This window comes from endosymbiont of Lamellibrachia barhami (genome assembly GCF_011947365.2).
GTDB lineage: Bacteria > Pseudomonadota > Gammaproteobacteria > Chromatiales > Chromatiaceae > QGON01.
This window is the reverse complement of record NZ_JAAVSH020000001.1, coordinates 1355227-1355614: the sequence shown is the minus strand read 5'-3', so window position 1 is coordinate 1355614 and position 388 is coordinate 1355227. Positions and strand designations below refer to the sequence as shown.

Here is a 388-nt window from a genome sequence, read left to right as displayed (position 1 = left end):
GGCAGCACATGGCCCGTTTTTGCCAACATGGTATTCACCGCCTTTTGCAGGCGTTTGGGGTCGAAGGGCTTCTGCAACCAGCCGTTGGCGCCCATGCGCTTGGCTTTATCCTTTTTGAAGTCTGCGCTTTCGGTGGTCAACATGATGATCGGCGTCTCAGCATAGTGATCCAGACGGCGCAATTTGCTGACAAGACTGATACCGTTCATATTCGGCATATTGATATCACTCAGTACCAGATCAACGGCATTGTCGCGGGCAAACTGCATCGCCTGCATACCATCCTCCGCCAGCAACACTTCGTGCCCATCACCTTCAAGCACACCCCGCACCAGTTCCCGCATCACTTTCTGATCATCCACCGCAAGAATTTTCGCCATCTCCGGAC

Annotated in this window: 1 protein-coding gene; it reads right to left on the bottom strand. The window is 53.6% G+C overall.

Going from position 1 to position 388, the window contains the following annotated elements:
* Window positions 1–380, bottom strand: a 380-nt coding sequence (locus G9Q73_RS06090) for a response regulator (protein WP_177419000.1), incomplete at its 3' end; no start/stop codon positions are given.
* Between the last annotated feature and the right edge of the window lie 8 nt (window positions 381–388).